This is a genomic window from Pseudomonas sp. P7779, from assembly GCF_013386315.1.
Taxonomy (GTDB): Bacteria; Pseudomonadota; Gammaproteobacteria; order Pseudomonadales; family Pseudomonadaceae; genus Aquipseudomonas.
Genome location: NZ_JACARZ010000149.1, coordinates 1 through 2,817 on the forward strand (window position 1 = coordinate 1; position 2,817 = coordinate 2,817).

The window sequence follows — 2,817 nt, forward strand, 5'->3', positions numbered from 1 at the left end:
GCCGAGGGTGACAAACGACACGCTGCCAGGCAGCGCCGGGCAACTGAAGAGCAGGCTGCAATAGCCGCACTTTTCCCAGAGCACGTGGTGTTCGTCGGGTGCTTTGTGGTGATCGGTCGCAGGCTTGGCGTCGCCATGGCAGCTCGGCGCGTCCATGGACATTTCCATCGACATGCCGGCGTGATGATCCATCGGCATCGCTTGGGAAATCAGCGGACCGATAAAGATCATCAGCATGGCGAACAGGCTGATCCAGCTGCCGCGCATAAGGCCTACAGGCTTACGGCGGTGCGGGGACAACCTGGCGCGTGGGGCGCCCATCGAGGTTTATCTATTGGGCGTGCATGTGTTCGTGGCCGGCCATGGGCGGCTGCTTCTGCACTGACACTTCCACCTTCACTGGCCCGGCCTTTTCAAAGTTCAGGGTCAGCGGGAAATGCTGGCCGTCGCGCAAAACGCTGCGGTCCTTCAGGTCCAGCAGCATCACGTGGTAGGCCATGGGCGCGAACGTCAGGTCTCCTTTGGCCGGCACCGCGACGCTGGTCACCTGCTGCATCTTCATCAGATCGCCCTGCATCACATGCTCATGCAGTTCGGCCTTGGCGGCCACGGGCGTGTCGACGCTGAGCAAGCGATCCGCATGCTCGCCCTGGTTATGAATCACGAAATACGCCGCGACGGTCGGCGCATTGGGCGGCAGTTCCTGGGACCAGGGTTCGCTGACCACCAGTTCGCCGACCTTGAAGTCTTCGGCATTGGCAGCAGCACACACCGGCAGCAACAACGCAGCCAGAAGCAGGGAAGATTTGAGCATGGCAGTTCTCCAGAACGGTTCTAAACGCAGTTCACTTGCGAAGAAATCAGACCGTTGGAGAGGCGCGGGGGTTAAGGCTCGGCCATTGCTGGCGCGGGGTGGGGGATTGCAATGACGGCGGCGGCAGGTCTTGCACCGCGTCGAATCTTGCGAAATACAGTGTTGGTGAATGCCCCGGCAACGCCACTAATGGCGCCGAGCCCGAGCAGCACCAGCAATGCTGCATGGTGGAGTGATCGTCTTGCTGCGGCGCCGGAATCTCCAGCTTGCCCAGGGCAATGGCCGTCAGCTTGTTGGCATTGGAGGAGCAGAAACCGCCCCAAAGCAGTTGCTTGACCGGGTCATCCGCCTGCTGCATCGCACCCGCCAGCGGCATGGCAAACGCATTGAACAGCACTGCAAGGCAGGCTATCCAGGCAATTGCAAAGCGTTGACGGGCCATGGCGGACAATCCGTAGGGTTAAGCGATCAGGTGGGTATTTAGCCTGATCGGGGAGGATAAGTAAAAAGGGGCGGTGTGGTTTGGTGTCGCAGTGCTATCAACCAGCTGTGGCGTGCAGCTTCAGGCCGAGCGCTTTCATGACCTTCATGATAGTCGCGAACTCGGGATTGCCAGTGCTGGAGAGGGCTTTATATAAACTTTCGCGTCCGAGGCCTGCGTCGCGGGCTACTTGAGTCATGCCTTGGGCGCGGGCGATGTTGTTGAGGGCTGAACGAATAAGCAGTCCGTCACCGGCATCCTCCTCGAAGCACGCTTCAAGATACTCGGCCATATCTTCAGGAGTCTTGAGGTGTTCCGCTATGTCGAAGTCTGTAAATTCAGTCATGGCTTACTCCTTTTTTTCAAAGTCTGCTGCAATTTGCTTAGCGCGCTGGATATCGCGTTTCTGCGTTGATTTATCGCCGCCTATCAACAACAGGTAAACCACCTCCTCTCTACGAGTGAAATAAACCCGGTATCCAGGACCGTAGTGGATGCGCATTTCCGAAACGCCATTTCCTACTGTCTCACAGTCTCCGAAGTTGCCTGATTGTGCGTTATTCAACCTTGCCAGTACGCGTGCACGGGCCGGTTTATTGTTTAACGAATCAAGCCACTCCAGGAAATGCTTGGATTTCTTGAAGTGAATCATCTTGGATCGTATTCCTTGGGATACAGAATGACAAGTCACGATGCTCCGCAAAAGCAGTGCATCCCCATCGCAGACTCTGGTGCAAAACTGCGGGAGGGGAGCTTAGGGCGAGGGCTTTTGGCTGAACCAGCCGGCTGGTTCGGAGGGGGGTGTAAGGCGAATCAGTTTTTAAAGCGAGGTTGTCAAAAGGATGTCGATGATTGAGGCGCTTTCCTACGAGGTCATTGCACCTTGCGATACAGGCGACTCGGTCTTCCTGCTGGAACGAGGTGATGCTATCGCAGGCAAGCCAGCTCCCACAGTTTGGATTGTGTTCGATTCGAATGTGGAGGCCCTCCACAGAAATTTCCGACAGTGATTGGCGGTTGTCTCTAGGAAACTCAATCTCTAGTCTCCGAACACCACTGCAAACTCAGTGGTCGGGCGTCGCGGCCCGGATTTCTTCAGACGCAAAAGCGTCATCGTGTCCTTTCAGTTGGCGCTTTTTTATCGTCTACTGTGCGGCGCTATGGTGGCTGTGCGCGGGATACCTTCGGGTATGCCGGTGTTCTGGAGAGCCGGTCCGCGAACCCGCGTTCAGCTACCACCCCCATCGCATCGCGGCGATCAGTGGTAGCTCCTTTGTACTTCTCCGGAGCTTCACAATGATTAAACCTACCCCCAATCCCCCTTTTCGGCTGTTCACCGTAGCCGACGGAATCAGCACCGAAGACCTGTTGGTCAACCTCATTGAAACACTCGCCTCGGCCAACGCGCTGAGTTGCGACTTGGCGTTTAGCCTGGAAGGATCGAAGCGAGAGGAGTTGTTGGGCGTCGCTCAGTTGATCGAGCTGGCGGAGTTACTGGCTGATCGGGTGCACGATGCAGCCG

General features: G+C 57.0%; 6 protein-coding genes. 1 reads left to right on the forward strand and 5 read right to left on the reverse strand.

Annotated elements, in window-relative coordinates:
- The 5 genes from HX869_RS29920 to HX869_RS29940 all read right to left on the reverse strand — a co-directional run.
- A partial coding sequence (locus HX869_RS29920) for a DUF2946 domain-containing protein (protein ID WP_256736803.1) occupies nucleotides 1–267 on the reverse strand: 267 nt, incomplete at its 3' end.
- Nucleotides 268–331: 64 nt separating this feature from the next.
- Nucleotides 332–814 (reverse strand): copper chaperone PCu(A)C, encoded by a 483-nt coding sequence (locus HX869_RS29925; protein ID WP_076017993.1) that lies wholly within the window; start codon nucleotides 812–814, stop codon nucleotides 332–334.
- A 46-nt stretch (nucleotides 815–860) separates the two neighbouring features.
- Nucleotides 861–1,256, reverse strand: a complete 396-nt coding sequence (locus HX869_RS29930) for a DUF2946 domain-containing protein (RefSeq protein WP_178904089.1) — start codon at nucleotides 1,254–1,256, stop codon at nucleotides 861–863.
- Nucleotides 1,257–1,353: 97 nt separating this feature from the next.
- The gene (locus tag HX869_RS29935; protein WP_008439033.1) at nucleotides 1,354–1,641 is read right to left on the reverse strand and encodes an addiction module antidote protein; all 288 of its coding nucleotides are present in this window, start codon (nucleotides 1,639–1,641) and stop codon (nucleotides 1,354–1,356) included.
- 3 nt (nucleotides 1,642–1,644) lie between these two features.
- Nucleotides 1,645–1,947 (reverse strand): type II toxin-antitoxin system RelE/ParE family toxin, encoded by a 303-nt coding sequence (locus HX869_RS29940; protein ID WP_008439032.1) that lies wholly within the window; start codon nucleotides 1,945–1,947, stop codon nucleotides 1,645–1,647.
- 644 nt (nucleotides 1,948–2,591) lie between these two features.
- Here HX869_RS29940 and HX869_RS29950 point away from each other — a divergent pair.
- Nucleotides 2,592–2,817 (forward strand): DUF6124 family protein (locus HX869_RS29950; RefSeq protein ID WP_178904090.1); only part of this gene is annotated, 226 nt, incomplete at its 3' end.